The organism is Sphingomonas oligophenolica, from assembly GCF_039522915.1.
Lineage (GTDB): Bacteria > Pseudomonadota > Alphaproteobacteria > Sphingomonadales > Sphingomonadaceae > Sphingomonas > Sphingomonas oligophenolica.
Window position 1 is genome coordinate 37,385 of sequence record NZ_BAAAEH010000049.1, and the last position, 17,354, is coordinate 54,738.

The 17,354-nt window shown below is 65.8% G+C and carries 16 protein-coding genes and 1 tRNA gene; 11 read left to right on the forward strand and 6 right to left on the reverse strand.

Annotation, left to right across the window (positions count from 1 at the left end):
* Positions 1-208: 208 nt before the first annotated feature.
* Entirely contained in the window at positions 209-1,075 is an 867-nt protein-coding gene (surE, locus tag ABD050_RS23645; protein ID WP_343891993.1) for a 5'/3'-nucleotidase SurE, read from the reverse strand.
* Between the two features lie 621 nt (positions 1,076-1,696).
* Between surE and ABD050_RS23650 the strand changes: the two genes are divergently transcribed.
* From ABD050_RS23650 to ABD050_RS23680, 7 genes are all read left to right on the forward strand, one after another.
* On the forward strand, positions 1,697-2,167 hold the full coding sequence (locus ABD050_RS23650; RefSeq protein WP_343891994.1) for a flavodoxin family protein: 471 nt from the start codon (positions 1,697-1,699) through the stop codon (positions 2,165-2,167).
* 146 nt (positions 2,168-2,313) lie between these two features.
* The gene (locus tag ABD050_RS23655; RefSeq protein ID WP_343891995.1) at positions 2,314-2,478 is read left to right on the forward strand and encodes a hypothetical protein; all 165 of its coding nucleotides are present in this window, start codon (positions 2,314-2,316) and stop codon (positions 2,476-2,478) included.
* Positions 2,475-3,593 (forward strand): MlaE family ABC transporter permease, encoded by a 1,119-nt coding sequence (locus tag ABD050_RS23660; RefSeq protein ID WP_343891996.1) that lies wholly within the window; start codon positions 2,475-2,477, stop codon positions 3,591-3,593. The genes ABD050_RS23655 and ABD050_RS23660 overlap by 4 nt, the downstream gene beginning before the upstream one ends.
* The gene (locus ABD050_RS23665) at positions 3,590-4,360 is read left to right on the forward strand and encodes an ABC transporter ATP-binding protein (protein WP_343891997.1); all 771 of its coding nucleotides are present in this window, start codon (positions 3,590-3,592) and stop codon (positions 4,358-4,360) included. The genes ABD050_RS23660 and ABD050_RS23665 overlap by 4 nt, the downstream gene beginning before the upstream one ends.
* Entirely contained in the window at positions 4,360-5,295 is a 936-nt protein-coding gene (locus ABD050_RS23670) for an MlaD family protein (RefSeq protein WP_343891998.1), read from the forward strand. The genes ABD050_RS23665 and ABD050_RS23670 overlap by 1 nt, the downstream gene beginning before the upstream one ends.
* On the forward strand, positions 5,292-5,927 hold the full coding sequence (locus ABD050_RS23675; protein ID WP_343891999.1) for an ABC-type transport auxiliary lipoprotein family protein: 636 nt from the start codon (positions 5,292-5,294) through the stop codon (positions 5,925-5,927). Before ABD050_RS23670 ends, ABD050_RS23675 begins: the two co-directional genes overlap by 4 nt.
* A gap of 299 nt (positions 5,928-6,226) precedes the next feature.
* Positions 6,227-7,816 carry a bifunctional aminoglycoside phosphotransferase/ATP-binding protein gene (locus ABD050_RS23680; RefSeq protein WP_343892000.1) on the forward strand — a complete coding sequence of 530 codons (1,590 nt, stop codon included), beginning with the start codon at positions 6,227-6,229 and terminating at the stop codon, positions 7,814-7,816.
* Between the two features lie 58 nt (positions 7,817-7,874).
* On the opposite strand, the gene ABD050_RS23685 is transcribed toward ABD050_RS23680, so the two are convergent.
* Positions 7,875-7,949, reverse strand: a tRNA-Thr gene (locus ABD050_RS23685).
* Between the two features lie 94 nt (positions 7,950-8,043).
* On the opposite strand from ABD050_RS23685, the gene ABD050_RS23690 reads away from it, so the two are divergent.
* Positions 8,044-8,211 carry a hypothetical protein gene (locus ABD050_RS23690; protein WP_343892001.1) on the forward strand — a complete coding sequence of 56 codons (168 nt, stop codon included), beginning with the start codon at positions 8,044-8,046 and terminating at the stop codon, positions 8,209-8,211.
* Here the strand turns inward: ABD050_RS23690 and ABD050_RS23695 are convergent.
* On the reverse strand, positions 8,208-10,004 hold the full coding sequence (locus ABD050_RS23695) for an aminopeptidase P family protein (RefSeq protein WP_343892002.1): 1,797 nt from the start codon (positions 10,002-10,004) through the stop codon (positions 8,208-8,210). The two genes, ABD050_RS23690 and ABD050_RS23695, sit on opposite strands and share 4 nt — an antisense overlap.
* A 77-nt stretch (positions 10,005-10,081) precedes the next feature.
* Here ABD050_RS23695 and ABD050_RS23700 point away from each other — a divergent pair, with 77 nt between their 5' ends.
* A complete protein-coding gene (locus ABD050_RS23700; RefSeq protein ID WP_343892003.1) occupies positions 10,082-12,142 on the forward strand; it encodes a S9 family peptidase in 2,061 nt (686 codons plus the stop codon).
* A complete protein-coding gene (locus ABD050_RS23705; protein ID WP_343892004.1) occupies positions 12,142-12,558 on the forward strand; it encodes an acyl-CoA thioesterase in 417 nt (138 codons plus the stop codon). Before ABD050_RS23700 ends, ABD050_RS23705 begins: the two co-directional genes overlap by 1 nt.
* 84 nt (positions 12,559-12,642) lie before the next feature.
* Here the strand turns inward: ABD050_RS23705 and ppc are convergent, their stop codons facing one another.
* The 3 genes from ppc to ABD050_RS23720 are packed head-to-tail and all read right to left on the reverse strand — an operon-like array spanning position 12,643 to position 16,392.
* Positions 12,643-15,318: a phosphoenolpyruvate carboxylase gene (gene ppc / locus ABD050_RS23710; protein WP_343892005.1), complete on the reverse strand. Its 2,676-nt coding sequence runs from the start codon at positions 15,316-15,318 to the stop codon at positions 12,643-12,645.
* Between the two features lie 55 nt (positions 15,319-15,373).
* The gene (locus ABD050_RS23715; RefSeq protein ID WP_343892006.1) at positions 15,374-15,769 is read right to left on the reverse strand and encodes an EF-hand domain-containing protein; all 396 of its coding nucleotides are present in this window, start codon (positions 15,767-15,769) and stop codon (positions 15,374-15,376) included.
* Positions 15,770-15,825: 56 nt separating this feature from the next.
* Entirely contained in the window at positions 15,826-16,392 is a 567-nt protein-coding gene (locus ABD050_RS23720) for an HNH endonuclease (protein ID WP_343892007.1), read from the reverse strand.
* A gap of 95 nt (positions 16,393-16,487) precedes the next feature.
* On the opposite strand from ABD050_RS23720, the gene gluQRS reads away from it, so the two are divergent.
* Entirely contained in the window at positions 16,488-17,354 is an 867-nt protein-coding gene (gene gluQRS, locus ABD050_RS23725; RefSeq protein WP_343892008.1) for a tRNA glutamyl-Q(34) synthetase GluQRS, read from the forward strand.

Here is a 17,354-nt window from a genome sequence, read left to right on the forward strand (position 1 = left end):
GATCGCTTGTCGGGGATGGGCTCGACTGTTCCACCATTTCGGTGGTGATTTTATCTCCCAGTCTTACGTACTTCATGCTCTCACCATCCTCCCAAGCGGGAATGGCCATTCTATAGAGCGAAGCGGGGCGGCTCGCTGAGATGTCGCAACCAGTTTCGTTATTGTTTCAGTGGCGTTACACCCCGAATAGCGCTTTCCGGCGACACGCTCAGGGTGCGATCGTCAGCGGCCAGCCCTTGATGATGTCGATCGCCTCAGTCGCGGTCCGATCCATCGCCAGCGGCGTGACGGTGACCTTGTGCCCGGTGAAATAGCCCTGGACGTCGCCGCCCGGCGGCGGAGACGGGTTGGGATAGGTGATGTTTGGCTTGTAGAGCGTGTCGCCATTCGGCGTCCTGCTCGCGGTGAAGCCGGTCAGAACCGCCGACAGGCCTCGCGACGGCAGGACAACGATGCCGTCATAATCCTTCGGGATATTGACGTTGAGCATCACCCCCGGCGGCAAGCGCCTGGCCAGCGCCTCGCGCACGAGTGCCCGGACGACCGGCACCGCCTTGCTGTAGTCATCGCCATCTTCATCGGACAGGGAGAAGGCGATCGACGGCGTGCCACGCACCAGCGCCTCTATTCCGGCATTGACCGTACCCGAATAGAGATTGCCGAGGCCGGTATTCTCGCCGGCATTGATGCCCGATATCAGCAGGTCGAAAGGCTTGCCGTCCGACATGGCCAGAATGCCGAGGCACGCAGCTTCCGCCGGGCTGCCTTCCACCGCATAGCCGGTCATGCCGTCGGCAAAAGCAATGGCCCGTACCGGCAGGCCCTTGCTGAAATGGGGGACTGCCTGGCTCATGCCGGATTGTTCGTTCGCGGGCGCGACCACCACCAATGCGCACATATCCTTCAGCGCATCGTACAGGGCGTGGATGCCCGGCGCCCCGATGCCGTCGTCATTGTCGAGCAACAGGCGGCAGGGAGGAGAAGCGCTGGGCGTCGCGGGAGTGGCTGCCCGTACCGGCGCCGCAGCGCAAGCCACGACAAGCGCGAATAAAGCCGCCAGATGTTTCAGCGCCATGAATGCCCCCTTGATCTACCCTCTCTTGATCGGGGAAAGACATAGCGTCGGCCTGTAGCGCGCGAATAGTATGAGATGGCGCCACTTTGCGATGCATCTTCTTTGCGCTTCTTTCTTGCCGGCGACAGCTCCCAGCTCCTTGCGGCACGTGTTAACACGCGCGCCTCGCCCGATGCCGGCGTCCGGCATCGAGGCCGACAGTGGCTCGGAATTTCCCGCTGTTCCCGCTGTTCTCCGAAAAATATTTTTTGCCGCTGTTATGTTGGATTTCTTGGGCAATTTAAGCGTGCTCCATCAATATCTTGGGACCAATTTCGCTGTTATCGGATAACAGCGGGAAAACAGCGGAGAACAGCAGCGGGAACAGCGACGCGGTTCCCCATAACAGCGGCATTGTTGGAGATAACAGCGGCGAGGCACCGTCCAGAATAATCCAGTCATGTCAAAGAGCGGAGCGCTGATGCAGCACCTGCCCGCCCGCGCGTCCCACATCCCTCGTGGGGATTGAATCGATCTCCGTACTCTTCCCCATAACCCGCGCGTCGGACCCGCAATAAGAGTCCGCCTCCAGGGTCTCGCGGCACCATGCACAGCCGCCGGCCCCGAGGTCGGAGGCTGATCATGACGCGAACACTCGTCGTCTTTTACTCGCGGACTGGCCATGTGCGAACCGTCGCCAAGCTGGTCGCTGACGCGTGCGGCGCGGACCTGGAGGAGATCAGGGACGTACGGCCGCGCCACGGCATGTTCGGCTGGCTGCGTTCCGCTCGGGAAGCACGCCGGGGCGATTTGCCTGAAATCGCGGCGCTGCAGCATGACCCCGCAGACTATGACCTGGTCGTGCTCGGCACGCCGGTCTGGGCCAGCGCAATGGCCTCGCCAATGCGCAGCTTCCTGTCGGAACAGGGTTCCCGATGCCGTGCCATCGCCACGTTCTGCACCATGGGCGGGCGCGGCGGCGACACGGCGCTCAAGGCCATGGCTTCGCTGTGCGCGAAAGCGCCGGTCGGAAGGATGATTCTCACGGACGCCGAGCTGAAGTCAGCAACGCTGAGCCGCAAGGTCGCCGATTTCGTACGGAGCTTCCCGTGAGAGCATCGGTCGAGAGGCAAGGGCCGGGGTCCCGCCTATCGGTTCTCCGCCGAAAAGGAGGAAGCCGCCGACGGCCGCGCGGCTTCGCATTGCATCCGTAACAATCCCTATTCCGATCGCGCTCGTCGGGGGCTCAATGTCATAACATGACTGAACTTCCGGCATCCGAACAGATCGATGGCGATGACGAAATCGTGCCCCTGGCGGAGCGCGAGCGCGGCCTGGTTCCCGGCTCGAGCTGCTTCTTCATTGCCTTGGCGGTGCTGATCCTCGCCATGGGGATCGCGGCACTCCTCAAGCAGATGTCGTGACTCACCGCACGCCCGGTCCAGCGGCCAGCTATGAGCTTCGTGACGGTGCCGACGGCGCCGAGCTCGTGGCGCAGGGCGACTGGACCGCGCTCACGCTGGGCGATTTGCCCGAGCGGCTGCGGAGCAGTGCGACCTCATTCGCGTCGATCGACGTCGCGCAACTGGGGCGCGTCGACAGCGCCGGGGCCTATGCGCTGCTCGGCGTTGCCGAGCCCGGCGCGCGCGATGCGCTGATGCGGCGCGACGATCTCCGCCGATTGCTGACGATCATCGGCCCATTGATGGCGGAGGCCGCCGGCACTGTGCGCCAGCGCGGCTTGACGCAGGCCCTGGCGGCCATCGGTCATGTCGTGGTTCGTCATGGCGACGAGGCCTATCAGGCGCTGAGCTTTATCGGCGAAACCGTGTTGGCCCTGCTCCGCACCCTTGTCAGGCCAGGCCGGCTTCGCCTCACCCCGCTCGTCTCGGTCATGCACGACGCCGGGCTGCGCGGCATTCCGATCACGATGACGATGACCTTCTTCATCGGCGCGGTGGTAGCGCTGATCGGCGTCAACATCCTCGCCGACTACGGCGTCTCCTCCTACACCGTCCAGATGGTCGGTGTGGGGGTGCTGCGCGAATTCGGCGTGGTGATCGCCGCCGTGCTGCTGGCCGGGCGATCGGCATCCTCCTTCGCCGCCGAGATCGGCGCGATGCGCATGAACCAGGAAATCGATGCGATGCAGGTGATGGGCGTCGACATATTCGATGCGCTCGTCGTGCCGCGCGTGCTCGGCGCACTGCTCATGATGCCGCTGATGACCTTCTGCTCTGATATCGGCGGACTGATCGGCGGGTTGCTGGCGAGCTGGGTGACGCTCAACATCACACCCTCCTTCTTCGTCAGCCAGATCCTGTCGACCGTCGAAATCCAGCATTTCTGGATCGGCATGGGAAAGGCGCCGTTCCTCGCGGTGGTGATCGCGGCGACCGGCTGCCGCCAGGGCTTCCTCGTCGCGGGCGACACCCGCAGCCTCGGCCGGCACGTGACCGCTGCCGTTGTTCAGTCGATCTTCCAGATCATCATGTTCGACGCGATCTTCTCGATGATCTTCACTGAGCTCGACATATGAGCGCCGTCGCGGAGCCAACGATCAGCGTGCGCGGCCTGCGCACCAGTTTCGGCGATACGGTCGTCCATGAAGGCCTCGACCTCGAGGTGCGCAGCGGCGAGATACTGGGCGTGGTCGGTGGTTCGGGCTCGGGCAAGACAGTGCTGCTCAACACCATCCTCGGCCTCAAGCGGCCCGACGCCGGCGACGTCACTGTCTTCGGACTCGATGTGACGGACCGGGCGGCGCAGGCCGAGATCGAGCGCCGCATCGGCGTGCTGTTCCAGCAAGGCGCATTGTTTACGGCGCTCACGGTGGAGGAGAATGTCGAGGCACCATTCCTCGAGCATGCCCAGCTGCCGCAGCGCTTCGTGCGCGAATTGGCCGCGCTCAAGCTCCGGCTCGTCGGGCTGTCCGATACGGTCGGTGCGCTCCGCCCGTCCGAGCTCTCCGGCGGCATGCGCAAGCGCGCCGGCATTGCGCGCGCGCTGGCGCTGGATCCGGACCTGTTGTTCCTCGACGAGCCGACCTCGGGCCTCGATCCGATCGGTGCCGCCGCATTCGACATATTGGTTCGCGAGCTCCGCGACGCGCTCGGGCTGACCGTGTTCCTCATCACGCACGACCTCGAGACGCTCTATGCGATCTGCGACCGCGTCGCGGTGATCGCCGACCGCAAGGTCATTGCGATCGGCACGATCGCCGAACTCGAAACATCGGCTCACCCCTGGATAAAGGAATATTTCCTGGGCCCTCGCAGCCGCGCGAGCGCGGAGAGGCATCCCTGATGGAACGTCACGCCCCCTATGCGCTGGTCGGCGCGCTCACCATCCTGATCCTCGCGACGGCGATGATCTTCGTCGCCTGGCTGGGCAAGGCCGGCTTCGCCCACGACTTCGATCCCTATCGCGTGGTGTTCGAAGGCCCCATCCACGGCTTGAGCAACGGCACCGAAGTGCAGTTCAACGGAATCCGCGTCGGCGAAGTCGAGCGGATCCGACTCGACGGACGCAACCCCAAACAGGTCGCCGTCGACATCAAGGTCAAGGCGGGGACGCCGGTGAAGATCGATTCCTTCGCGGTTTCGGAGCCCTTCGGCATCTCGGGCTACAATATCGTCCAGATCGACGCCGGCACGCCCAACGCCCCGCTGTTGCGAGATGTCTCGGGGAACCGGCGGCCGGTCATTCCCGGAAGGCGCGGCTCGCTCGCGGTATTGATGCAGAGCGGCAGCCAATTGGTGTTCAAGGCGAACGAGACGCTCGACCGGATCAACCGCCTGCTCTCGGATCGCACCATCGCCGACATCGGCAGCACGGTGCACAATGTGAAGTTAACCAGCGACGAGATGGCCGCCAATCGCGCGATGTTCGCGAACGCCGCGTCAACGCTGGCCAAGCTCGACAAGGCGGCGAGCGACGTGCAGCACACCGCGCGCTCGATCCGCGACCTCACCGACGGTGACGGCCGGCGCACGCTGGCCGAGGTCCAGGCGGCGGCAACCGAGCTCAAGCTCGCGATCCAGGATGCCCGCGGCACCATCGCCAAGCTCACTGCCCATGGCGACACGATCGGCGAGACGACGATCCCGGAGCTCAATCAGACCATGCAGGGCATCCGTCAGTCCGCCGAGGCGCTCGATGGCCTGCTCCGCGACGTCCGACGCGATCCGCGCGGTACCCTGGTCAAGCCACCGCCACGCGAACTGGAGCTCCAGCCATGAAGACATCATCCGCGCTGATGCCGCTCGCGCTGCTGGTGACGCTGACCGGTTGCGTCGGCAGCCTGATTGGCGGCGGCAAGCCTGCCCAGCTCTACCAGCTGGAACGCGCTGGCGCGGGCGCCCCGGCGATTCCGCCGTCCGCCGGGCGTATCGCAATCCAGCTGCAGCCGATCCGCTTCGCCCCCGGAATCGAGGGCGATCGAATCCTGACGCTGACCGGACAGCAGGCGCTGTATCTGAAGGACGTGCGCTGGATCGCCGACGCACCTGCGCTGTTCGACCACGCCTTGCATGCCGGCTTTGCGCGCCGTGCCCCCAACCTGCTGCTCGTTGACGACCATGCGCGGGGAGGAGCCGCCGCGCTGCTCCAGATTACCGTGACGCATTTCGAAGCGGTCTATGCCGGTAACGCCGATAGGGCCGCGGACATGGCGCCCATGGTGCGGATCGACGCCGAGGCGCTGCTGCTTCGCCCCGGCAATCGCGGGATTATCGCCCAGCAGCGCTTCTCGTCCGAAATTCCCGCGAATGCCAATCGCGTCGGCCCGATCGTCGACGCGTTCGGCGAGGCCTCCGAAACGGTCGTCGACAAGCTCGCCGACTGGTCCCGCATGTCGGTCGCGGTCAATTAAAGCCTGTTTCAGTAAGACGGCACCAGCCCGCCGATCGATTCTCCGAGCCCGGTGGAGAGTTCACGATTCGCGGCGGCACGAAAGATGAGGCGTCTACGTAGCCTTCCGAAGTGATTCAGGTGCTGGATATGCCAGCAGGAGCATATCTTGCGCGTGCATCCGTTCTCTCGAATGCCGAAGCTGGAGGACTGAATATTGACCTGTCTCGACATGCCGTCCCCGACCCGCGCGGCACACGCCCCCACCGGGCGATCCGGTGTGTTGGCACGGTGCCCCCAGGGCCAGCCCGTTCGGCCCGGATGAACGGCCCCGTGCAGCAACCGCGCGATTCTCACCCGGATGATCAGGCGGCATTGATCGCCTGCCTCGCCAGCGGCGCCTGTTTCGGAAGCGCCGGGGCGTGCCGGCGCATCGACACCCATGCCGCCACCATCTTCCTGTCGGAAGACCGCGCCTGGAAGCTCAAGCGCGCGGTTCGTTACCCCTATCTCGACTTCTCGACCCCGGAGAAGCGCAGGGCAGCGCTCGAGGCCGAACTGAGACTCAATCGGCGTACGGCTCCGGAACTCTATCTCGCGGTTCACGCCGTTGCGCGAGCCGGCAACAGCTTCACCGTAACGGATGCCGCCACCAGCGGAGACGCAGGCGACATTGTCGACTGGGTGCTCGAGATGAAGCGGTTTCCCGACAATGCGCTGCTCGACGACCTTGCGAAACAAGGCCCCCTCGATCCATCGCTGCTGCTTCGCCTCGCTGATCATGTCCACGCCTTTCACGATCGGGCCGGCCGCGCCGCCGAGGCCAATGGCGCCGACCGCTTCCGCCAGATCCTGGACGGGAACGCCGACAGCCTCGCTCCCCATGCGGCATTGTTCGGCGGCGACCGGATCGCCCGCCTGCTGCGGGACCAGCGCCGGACCTGCGAGCGCCATGCGGCGCTGCTCGATGCGCGGGGCCGCGAGGGCAGGATCCGCCATGTCCATGGTGACCTGCACCTGGCCAACATCGCGCTGATCGATGGCGAGCCGACGCCGTTCGACTGCCTGGAATTCAGCGAAGAGCTGGCGACCACCGACATTCTGTACGACCTGGCTTTTCTGCTCATGGACCTCTGGCACCGCGACCTGCGCGCCGGCGCCAATCTCGTCTTCAACCGCTATATCGACCTTTCCGCCGACGAGGAGGGCGTTCGGCTCCTGCCGCTGTTCCTCTCCGTCCGCGCGACCATCCGCGCCCATGTACTGGCGGCGACCGGCGCGCGTACCGGCAATGCCGCCGCGGGAGAACAGGCCAATGGGTTCCTCGATCTCGCCGAGCGGTTGATTGCCGCGGCGCGGCCCACGCTGATTGCCGTCGGGGGACTTTCGGGAACCGGCAAATCAGCGCTGGCACGCGCGCTCGGTGCGGGTGTCGGCGCGGCGCCGGGTGCACGGATCCTGCGCAGCGACGTGCTTCGCAAACGGCTCGCCGGCGTCTCCCCCGAACAGAGGCTGTCATCAGCGCTCTATACCCCGCTTGCGAGCCGCACGGTCTATTCGCTGCTGAGCGATCTGACCGGACGGCATCTGTCCGCCGATACCTCGGTCATTGCCGATGCGGTCTTCGCGGCCTCCGACGAACGCGCCGCGATCGCCCGTGACGCCGCGCACGCTCATGTGCCCTTCTTCGGCTTGTGGCTCGACGCAGCTGAGGCGATCCGCCTCGAGCGGGTCGGGCAGCGCGTAACGGATGCCTCCGACGCCGATGCGGGCGTCGTGCTTGCTCAATCGCGCTATGCGACCGGGCCGCTCGGCGAATGGCATCGGCTGCGCGCCGACCAGCCCCTGGCAGGCGTCGTTGCCGACGCCGGCGCGATCATCGCCGGGACCGGCGCACGCGGCGACTCGTGACTGTTGATCGCCCCGCCCCCTGAGGGGAAGTCCGTCATCAGCTAAATCACTGAAAAAATGGTGCTGCCGGTGAGGATTGAACTCACGACCTCAGCCTTACCAAGGATGCGCTCTACCACTGAGCTACGGCAGCATACCCGCCCGGCGCGCAAGGCGCCGCGGGAGCGCGCCTAAGAGACGAGGGCGGCGGGATTGTCAAGGCGAAGCCGGCGCAGGATAAGCGGCGCATGGCCGACAAGGACGAAAAGGCGGCGCGCCTGGCGGCGGCGCTGCGCGAGAATCTGCGCAAGCGCAAGGCGCGGGCGCGTGATTCCCTTCCTTCTTCCCCGGCGAAGGCCGGGGCCCAGTCGGGGGACGTTCCAACCGGGCCCCGGCCTTCGCCGGGGAAGGATTAGAGAATTGGCGCGCACTTTTCCTTGAGCCACGCCACCTCCTCGAGGTCCATCTCCGGGCTCAGGATTTCAAGCACCTTCGCATGATAGGCATCGAGCCAGTCGCGCTCGGCCGCAGTCAGCAGATCGGCGACGATCAGCGAGCGTTCGATCGGGCAGAAGGTCAGCGTCTCGAAGCCGAGCATCGGCTCGTCGCCGCCCGGGATGATGCGTTCCTCGACGAGGATGAGATTCTCGATCCGGATGCCATATTCGCCCGCCTTGTAATAACCGGGCTCGTTCGAGATGATCATGCCCGGCCGGAGCGGCTCGGACGGGCCGCCGCCGGGGTAATTCGGCTTGGCGATTCGCTGCGGCCCCTCATGCACCGCGAGATAGGCGCCGACGCCGTGGCCGGTGCCATGGGCGAAATCGAGCCCCGCCTCCCATAAGGGCCGGCGCGCGAAGGAATCGAGCTGGCCGCCATTGGTGCCCGGCGGAAAGACCGCCGTGGCGAGGCCGATATGACCCTTGAGCACGCGGGTGAAGCGATCGCGCATTTCCTCGGTCGGCGTGCCGATCGGCAGGACGCGCGTGACGTCGGTCGTGCCGTCGGCATATTGGCCGCCCGAATCGACGAGGTAGAGCTGGCCGGGCTCGAGCGGCGCGTTCGACTCGGGGGTCGAATGATAATGCGGGCTCGCGCCGTGCCCGCCCGTCGCCGAGATGGTGTCGAAGGAGGTGTCCCTGAGGACGCCGGTGGCCTCGCGGAATTCCTGCAGCTTCGCCACGCAGGAAAGCTCGGTCAGGCCGCCCTTCGGCGCTTCCGCCTCGACCCATTTCAGGAAGCGCGCGAGTGCGGCCCCATCGCGAACCGAGGCGGCGCGGTGGCCGGCGATCTCGGCCGGGTTCTTCATCGCCTTGGCGAGCACGACCGGATCGCGCAGCGAGAGGATGGTCGCGCCGCCGGCTTCGAGCCGCCCGAAGATCGCCGCCACCGCCCGCTCCGGATCGGCTGCGACGCGCTTGCCGGCATAGCCACCGAGTGCCGCTGGAAACGCCGCACGATCACGCACCCGCACTGCATTGCCGAGGTGCTGGAGGACATCGTCGCCGATCTTCTCCGGCGCGACGAAGAGATCGGCCGTGCCGTCGGCATCGATGATCGCATAGGCAAGCGCGACCGGGGTATGCGCAACATCCTGGCCCCGGACGTTGAGCGTCCAGGCAATCGAATCGAGCGCGGAGAGCACGACCGCGTCGGCCTTGCGCTCGGCAAGCCAGTCAGCGATCACCGCGCGCTTCTCCGCCGAGGATTGCCCGGCGCGCGCATCGTCCTGCACCGCGAGCTTCGCGTCCGAGGGCTGGGGACGATCCGGCCAGACCGCATCCACGGGATTGGTGTCGACCGCGACCAGCTCGGCCCCGCGCTCGGCGAGCGCCTTGCGCGCCTCCTCGACCCAGCTCCGCGTATGGAGCCAGGGATCATAGCCGACGCGCGCACCGGCCGCCGCATGGGCGCCGAGCCAGGACGCGATGCTGGTCGCCGGGACAGAGACGAATTCCCAGTTCCGACCATCGACCTGCTCGCGGACCTGGAGCGTATAGCGCCCGTCAGTGAAGATCGCAGCTTGCTCGGGCAGCACCACCGCGCTGCCGGCCGAGCCCTGGAAGCCCGTCAGCCACGCAAGCCGCTGCGCATAGGCGCCGACATATTCGCTCATATGCTCGTCAGTGAGCGGGACGACGAAACCGTCGAGCCGATCGCGCTTCAATTGTTCGCGCAGCGCCGTGAGGCGATCTTGGTAGCTGGACATGGGAGGACTCCTCTTCGCGCCGGAGTAGAAGAAAGAACGGGGCTTCGACAAGCTCGGTCCGGTCGGTATGGGGAGGCATGACCGCACCCAAGCCACCCATCGCCGAGCAACGCCCGCACAGCTTCACCGTGCACGGCGTGACCATCACCGACCCTTATGCCTGGATCAAGGACCCGGGCTATCCCGAGGTCACCGACAAGGACGTGCTCGCCTATCTCGAGGCGGAGAATGGCTATTTCGAAGCGGTGATGGCACCGCACAAGCCGCTGATCGACGCGCTCTATGAAGAGATGAAGGGCCGCATCAAGGAAGACGATTCGAGCGTCCCGCAAAAGGATGGCGACTGGCTCTACTGGACGGCGTTCGAGACCGGCGGGCAATATCGCAAATGGTGGCGCAAGCCGGTCGCCGGCGGGCCTGACGAGCTGATCCTCGACGAGCCGGCGCTGGCCGAGGGCAAGGAATATTTCCGGCTCGGCGCGTTCGCCGTCAGCAACAATGCCAGGCTGCTCGCCTATGCGATCGACGACAGCGGATCGGAGCGCTTCGAGGTGCGGGTCAAGGATTTGACGACCGGCGAGCATCTGCCCGAGGTCATCCCCGGCATGCTCTCGGAGATCGTCTGGACCGCTGACGACAGCGGCTTTCTCTATGGCCTCGCCAATGAGCAATGGCGGACCGACAACGCGCGGCTCCACCGGCTCGGCACGCCGATCAGCGAGGATATCGAGCTGTTCAAGGAAGCCGATGAAGGCTTCCGTGTCGGCGTCAGCGAGACGAGCTCGCGCCAATGGATCGTGATCGCGACGGGCGACCATGTGACGAGCGAAGTCTATCTGCTCCCTGCCGACAATGTCCTGGCCGAGCCGATCTGCGTGAGTCCGCGCAAGGTGGGCCGCGAATATGATGTCGACGAGCATGACGGCACGCTGTTCATCCACACCAACGATGTGGATCCGAACTTCAGGCTCTGCACCGCCAGCCTCGACGCCCCGGGCGAATGGACTGAGCTGATCGGCCCGTCGAAGCATTTCTACATGACCGGGGTCGACTGTTTCCGCGACTTCTTCATCGTCGACGGGCGCGAGGATGGGCTCGATCAGATCGAGATCCATCGCTATGATTCGCACATCGCGCCGCAACGGATCGTCTTTCCCGAGGCGAGCTATGATGCCGGCCTCGGCAACAATCCCGAATATGCGATGGACGTGCTTCGGATCGGCTATGAGTCGATGGTCACGCCGGGCACTGAATATGATTATGACGTCGCGACCGGCGAGCTCACCGTGCTCAAGGTGCAGGAAATCCCGTCGGGCTATGATGCCGACAAATACCGCACCGAGCGGCTGAAGATCGCCGCGCGCGACGGCACCGAGGTGCCGGTCTCGATCGTCTATCCCAAGGATTTCCCGAAGGACGGCTCGGCACCGCTCTTCCTCTATTCCTATGGCGCCTATGGCTATGCGATCCCGCCGGGCTTCTCGACCGGACGATTGTCGCTGCTCGATCGCGGCTTTGCCTATGCCATCGCCCATATCCGCGGCGGCGACGATCTCGGCCAGCAATGGTATCTCGACGGCAAGCTGGAGAAGCGTGAAAACACCTTCAACGATTTCGTCGATGTCGCGAAGGGCCTGATCGCGCAGGGCTGGACCAGCGCCGGCAGGATCGCGATCGCCGGCCGCTCCGCGGGCGGCGAGCTGATGGGCGCCGTGGTGAACAGCGATCCCGATCTATGGGGCGCGGTGATCGCCGATGTCCCCTTTGTCGATGTGCTCAATACGATGCTCGACGCCGAGCTGCCGCTGACGCCGGGCGAATGGCCCGAATGGGGCAACCCGATCGAGGACAAGGCGGCGTTCGAGCTGATCCGCTCCTATTCGCCCTATGACAATGTGGCGCCGCACGCCTATCCGCCGATGTTCATCTCGGGCGGCCTCAACGACCCGCGCGTCACCTATTGGGAGCCGGCCAAATGGGCGGCGAAGCTGCGCGCGACCAAGACCGACGACAATGTGCTGCTGCTCAAGACCAATATGGGCGCCGGCCATGGCGGCAAGTCGGGGCGGTTCGAGAGCTTGCGCGAAGGGGCGGAGGAGCACGCCTTCGTGCTGTGGCAATTGGGCATCGAGACCTGATGGCCTTCACCCGCACTATCATCGCGACCGAGGCCGATATCGATGAGCTCGGCCATGTGAACAATGCGGTGTGGGTGAAATGGATCCAGGACATCGCTGTCGCGCATTGGGAAGCTGTCGCCTCGCCCGAGCAGCAGGCAGCCTATATCTGGGTCGTGACCCGGCACGAGATCGATTATCGCGGCAATGTCTCGGCGGGCGAGACGGTGACGGGCGAGACCTGGGTTTCGGAGCCGCCCAAGGGCGCACGGTTCGACCGGCATGTGCGGTTCACCGGCACTGACGGCAAAGTGAAGGTCGAGGCAGTGACGACCTGGGCATTGCTCGACCGCGCGACGGGGCGATTGCTCAGGGTGCGGCCGGAACTGGCCGCGCCTTTTCTAACCCTTCTCCCGGCGGGAGAAGGTGGCGCGTAGCGCCGGATGAGGGTGATCAACGGGTCACCCTCACCCTTCCGCCGCCTTTGGCGGCTCCCTCCCTCTCCCGCTGGGAAAGGGAAATTATCCCGAATTCCTCAAGGCCGTCGCGATGGCGTTGATCGAGAGCAGGATGCCCTCGCCGATGCGCTCGTCAGTCTCGCCGGCGCGGTGGCGCTTCATCAGTTCGATCTGCAGCAGGTTGAGCGGCTCGATATAGGGCAGGCGCAGCCGGATCGAGGCGTCGAGCGCCGGATGTTTTTCGAGCAGGCGCGACTGGCCGGTGATCTCGAGCAGCCCGTCATGCGTCTGTTGCCAGCCGCCCCGGATCGCGCCGAACAGCTGCCCCGCCAGCGTGCGATCCTCGACCAGCGCGGCATAACGCTCGGCAATCGCCATGTCGGACTTGGCGATTACCTGCTCCATATTGTCGAGCGTCGCCGCGAAGAAGGGCCAGCTTGCCGCCATCTCGGCGAGCAGGCCCTTGTCGGCGAAGCCCGCGATCGCCTGGCCGACGCCATACCAGCCAGGCAGCATCACGCGTGCCTGGGCCCAGCTGAACACCCAGGGAATCGCGCGGAGATCCTCGATCCGGTCTGATTTGGTGCGGCTCGCCGGGCGCGATCCGATCTTGAGCCCCGAGATCTCGGCGATCGGCGTCATCTGGCGGAAGAAGGTCCGAAAGCCATCGGTGCCGTAGACGAGCGCGCGATAGGCCTTGAAGGCCGTGTCAGAGAGCTGATCCATCGCCGCGCCGAAGCGTGCCTGCTCGACCGCCGACAGCGCATCCGGCTCGAGGCTGGCCAGCAGCGTTGCCGCGGCCATCGCCTCGAGATTGGTCATCGCGCTTTCGCGGGTCCCATATTTGCCCGCGATCACCTCGCCCTGCTCAGTGATGCGGATACGGCCCTGGACGGTACCGGTGGGCTGCGCGCGGATCGCCGCAAAGGCCGAGCCGCCGCCGCGCCCGACCGCGCCGCCGCGGCCATGGAAGAGCTGCATGCCGACGCCCGCCTTCTCGAAGACCGGCTTCAGCGCAGTCGAGGCCTTGGACAGCGACCAGGTCGAGGTGAGATATCCCCCGTCCTTGTTCGAATCCGAATAGCCGATCATCACTTCCTGGAAGCCCCGCGCGCGGGTGATCGCGCCGGCCTCGGGCAGGGCGAACCACTCAGTCATGATGCCGGGCGCCGCCTCGAGATCGCCGATCGTCTCGAACAAGGGCACCGCCATGATCGCCGCCGTGGCCGGATCGCCGGGCCGGTACAGGCCGACTTCCTTCAGCATGACATTGACCTCGAGCAGATCGGACACCGATTGCGCCATCGAGACGATATGCTGAGTGATGCAGGCCGGGCCATATTTTGCGTGCGCCTCGGCGGCGGCGCGCACGATCGCCAGCTCGGAGCTTGTCTCGTCCGAGTAGGTGGCGAACGGGCTCGAGAGCGGCCGCGCGTTCGAGAGCTCATGGCGCAGCAGCGAGACGCGCTCGGATTCATTGAGCGACAGGTAATCAGCCTCGACCCCCGCCACCTTGAGCAGCTCGGCAACGACGCGTTCGTGCACCGCGCTGTTCTGGCGCAGATCGAGGGTCGCGAGGTGGAAGCCGAAGGTTTCGACCGCGCGGATCAGCCGGCCGAGGGCGCCGCCCGAAGCGAGCGCGCCGCCGCCGCCCGCGCGCAATGCGCGGGCGATGACGACCAGATCGGCGCGGAAGCTTTGCGGATCGGGATAGGCTTCGTCGTGGAGCGTGCCCGGGCGCGGCGCCGGCTTGCCGGTCAAGGCCAGATGCGTGGCGGCGAGCCGGGAGTAGATGCCCGACAGCGCGCGGCGATAGGGTTCGTCGGCCCGGCTCGGCGCGGTATCGCCGCTTGCGTCGGCCAGCCGCTGCACCTCGGCATCGGCATCGGCGATTCCGCTCGAGATCGAGAGCTCGGCACCGAGCGCGTTCACTGCGTCGAGATAATGGCCGAGCACTGCTTCACAGGCCTTGGCGAGCGCGGTGCGGAGCGAGTCCGCCGTGACGAAGGGGTTGCCGTCGCGGTCTCCGCCGATCCAGCTACCCGGGCGCAGGAAGCTCGGGCTTCGCGCGCCGAGCGCCCGATCCCAACGCTGATAGAGCGCCGGCAGCGCGGGCAGGAAAACATCGCGCAGATAGCTGAGCGCCGTCTCGACCTCGTCGGCGACGAACAGCCGCTCGCGCCGCAGCACCCGCGTCTGCCACAGCAAGGCAATCTGGCGCAGGATCGCCTCGTCGACTGAATCGCCATCGGGCGTCTCGGCGAGCCCCGCGTCCTTGAGCGCCATCAGCTCGGCGATACGGTTGCGGTGATCGATCATGCTCTTGCGGCGCACTTCGGTCGGATGTGCGGTCAGCACCGGTGCGATCAGCGCGTGATCGAGCAGCGCCATCACGGCTGCGTGATCGATCCCTTCCTCAGCCAGTCGCCTCAACGCGGAGTCGACATCGGCGCCTTTCTCGGCAGCGACGCCCTGGCGATCCTCCGCGAGGTTGGCGAGCATCGAGAACAGCATGAAGCCGCGTACGAAATCGAGCGTCTCGTCGAGGCTCAGCCGGTCGAGTCCGAGTTCGGTCGCATCCTTCTCGGTGATGCCGCGATGCCGGTCGACCGAGGCGGCGCGGATATATTCAGTGCGCCTGAACAGGGCCTCGCCGCCATAAGCGCGGATCACATCCCCCAGCAGCTTGCCGAGAAAGCGGATGTCGGGATTGTTCGCGATTGAGGGGAGATCGGCCATGGAGCAATGCTGCGCTGCGGTATCGCTCGGGTCAACCTCGGATGCGCGCGGCGCGTTACGGTGTTACGTTGCCGACCGTGTCGCTGCTCCCGCCCTTGTCGGCGCGGCGCTCAGCACTCGTCAGGACGCCGTTGTGATCGGCATCGATGCGGTCGAACCGGGCAAGCCCGCCCTTGACGAACTCCTCGCGGGTGATCGAGCCGTTATGATCGGCGTCGCGCGCCTTGATCAGCGCGGCGCGCCGGGCGGGAATCTCGCTTGGCTCGATGACGCCGTCGCCATCGCCGTCCATCCTGGTGAAGGCGCGGTCGAGGCTGTCCAGATAATCGGCGCGGCTCTGGTTGGTCGGCGGCACGAAGCCCGAGGCGCCTTGCTCATCCTTGGGCTTCGAGCACCCCGTCTGGCTCGTCGCGATGATGAAACCGAGCAAAGCGGCATGAACGACGCGCATCGACAAATCCTTTTCCGGCCGGCCCTGTCCTGCCGCCCTCCCAAAAGGATGGTCGCTCAGGCTTCCAGCTCAACGTCCCAATAGAGCCAGTCGTGCCAGGTATCATGCAGATAATTGGGCGGGAATCGCCGCCCATGCTCCTGCATCTGCCAGCTGGTCGGGCGAATCGCGCCGATATGGAGCGGCATACCCGCCTGTTTGGGGGTGCGCCCGCCCTTTTTCAGATTGCAGGGCGCGCAGGCGGTGACGACATTTTCCCAGGTCGTCCGACCGCCCTGGGCGCGCGGCACGACATGGTCGAAGGTCAGATCATTCCCCGAACCGCAATATTGGCAGGCGAACTTGTCGCGCAGGAACAGGTTGAACCGGGTGAAGGCCGGAAAGGCCGATGGCCGCACATAGGATTTGAGCGCGATCACCGAGGGCAGTTTCAGCCGTGCCGATGGGCTGCGCACCTCGCGCTCATATTGCGCGACGATATCGACCCGGTCGAGGAACACAGCCTTGATCGCCGTCTGCCACGGCCAGACGCTGAGCGGATAATAGCTCAGCGGCGTGTAATCGGCGTTGAGCACGAGCGCCGGGCAGCTATCGGGGTGTCGGATCAGATCGGGATGATACACGTGGATACCCCTCGCTTCCTGGCGCGGCAATCGCCGACTAGGATGACGCCATGATGACAGCACGGCGCGCGACTCGCGGTCAAGAGCCCAGTTTCATGCCGGTGACCTCCCGATTCGCGCCGAGCCCCACCGGGCGACTCCATCTCGGTCATGCCTGGTCGGCGATCCAGGCGCATGACCGGGCGCAGGGTTCGGGCGGGCGATTCCTGCTTCGGATCGAGGATATCGACGGTACACGGAGCCGGCCCGAGTTCGTCGCGGGGATCCTCGAGGACCTGGCCTGGCTTGGGCTCGACTGGGAGCAGCCGGTGGTTTTCCAGTCGGCTCGGTCCGATCTCTATGCCGCCGCGATCGAACGGCTGCGGGGGGCGGGTCTGCTCTATCCCTGTTTCTGCACGCGCGCCGAAATCGCCGCGAGCCTCGCCGCGCCGCATGGCGACGGCGATCCGGTCTATCCGGGGAACTGCCGGCATCTTGCCTCGGGGGAGCGGCAGCGGCGGATGACCGGGGAGCGGTACGCCTGGCGGCTCGATATGGCGCGCGCGATTGCCTCGCTTGCGGCGAAGGACAGTTTGGTGTGGCACGACGAACTCGCCGGCAGCGTGATAGCGACGCCGGAAATCCATGGCGACGTGATCCTCGCTCGCAAGGACGCGCCGGCAAGCTATCACCTCGCTGTCACCATCGACGACGCGGCGCAGGGCGTGAGCCATGTCGTGCGCGGTCGCGACCTGTTCGCGGCGACTCATGTCCACCGGCTGCTCCAGGCGCTGCTTGGCCTGCCGACGCCGGTCTATCGCCACCATGCGCTCCTCACCGACGGGGAGGGCGAGCGGCTGGCCAAGCGCAACGGCGCGCCGACGCTGGCGGCGATGCGCGCTGCCGGCATTGACGGCCGGAAGCTGGCTGACGACCTGCGGAACGGCAGGCTGCCCATTGGCTTTCGGCTGGCGGGGGATTAG

Coding starts and splice junctions, on each gene's coding strand:
- surE (WP_343891993.1), bottom strand. CDS start 1,075: ATGGCGCTGAAACATCTGGCGGCTTTATTCGCGCTTGTCGTGGCTTGC.
- ABD050_RS23650 (WP_343891994.1), top strand. CDS start 1,697: ATGACGCGAACACTCGTCGTCTTTTACTCGCGGACTGGCCATGTGCGA.
- ABD050_RS23655 (WP_343891995.1), top strand. CDS start 2,314: ATGACTGAACTTCCGGCATCCGAACAGATCGATGGCGATGACGAAATC.
- ABD050_RS23665 (WP_343891997.1), top strand. CDS start 3,590: ATGAGCGCCGTCGCGGAGCCAACGATCAGCGTGCGCGGCCTGCGCACC.
- ABD050_RS23670 (WP_343891998.1), top strand. CDS start 4,360: ATGGAACGTCACGCCCCCTATGCGCTGGTCGGCGCGCTCACCATCCTG.
- ABD050_RS23675 (WP_343891999.1), top strand. CDS start 5,292: ATGAAGACATCATCCGCGCTGATGCCGCTCGCGCTGCTGGTGACGCTG.
- ABD050_RS23680 (WP_343892000.1), top strand. CDS start 6,227: ATGAACGGCCCCGTGCAGCAACCGCGCGATTCTCACCCGGATGATCAG.
- ABD050_RS23690 (WP_343892001.1), top strand. CDS start 8,044: ATGGCCGACAAGGACGAAAAGGCGGCGCGCCTGGCGGCGGCGCTGCGC.
- ABD050_RS23695 (WP_343892002.1), bottom strand. CDS start 10,004: ATGTCCAGCTACCAAGATCGCCTCACGGCGCTGCGCGAACAATTGAAG.
- ABD050_RS23700 (WP_343892003.1), top strand. CDS start 10,082: ATGACCGCACCCAAGCCACCCATCGCCGAGCAACGCCCGCACAGCTTC.
- ABD050_RS23705 (WP_343892004.1), top strand. CDS start 12,142: ATGGCCTTCACCCGCACTATCATCGCGACCGAGGCCGATATCGATGAG.
- ppc (WP_343892005.1), bottom strand. CDS start 15,318: ATGGCCGATCTCCCCTCAATCGCGAACAATCCCGACATCCGCTTTCTC.
- ABD050_RS23715 (WP_343892006.1), bottom strand. CDS start 15,769: ATGCGCGTCGTTCATGCCGCTTTGCTCGGTTTCATCATCGCGACGAGC.
- gluQRS (WP_343892008.1), top strand. CDS start 16,488: ATGCCGGTGACCTCCCGATTCGCGCCGAGCCCCACCGGGCGACTCCAT.